This window comes from Xanthomonas sp. SHU 308, assembly GCF_000364645.1.
GTDB lineage: Bacteria > Pseudomonadota > Gammaproteobacteria > Xanthomonadales > Xanthomonadaceae > Xanthomonas_A > Xanthomonas_A sontii.
Genome location: NZ_AQOK01000437.1, coordinates 1 through 326, shown reverse-complemented (window position 1 = coordinate 326; position 326 = coordinate 1). Strand labels below are relative to the sequence as shown.

The window sequence follows — 326 nt, the reverse complement described above, 5'->3', positions numbered from 1 at the left end:
GCATACATAGAGCTTTGGAGAATAGAGCGCGACAGAGGGATTATGATTAAAGACGTGGCTTTGTTGAGTGAGTGTTTGTCTAGCATTTTTTGTTCTGCGGATATGTATAACGAGGATGCGAATACAAGGAGATCCTTCGAATTGGATGAGGCGGGGTTACTTAGCAAAGTATGCGATGAAATAAATAGGTTTGAAAAAGCCAATGTCTGACCATTTTTAATACTGCCTGATGGTGCAGGCATCAGCCTAACCGTCGACAACACAATAGTCTTTACAGGCCGGCCACGTCCTGTCGCTGACCCCGGTCACCGACGCCAACGACAAGG

1 protein-coding gene is annotated in these 326 nt (G+C 46.3%); it reads left to right on the top strand.

Features of this window, described 5'->3' with window-relative positions; all coding sequences use genetic code 11:
* Positions 1-210: colicin immunity domain-containing protein (locus D588_RS26720; protein WP_087963680.1), on the top strand; the 210-nt coding region annotated here is incomplete at its 5' end.
* Between the last annotated feature and the right edge of the window lie 116 nt (positions 211-326).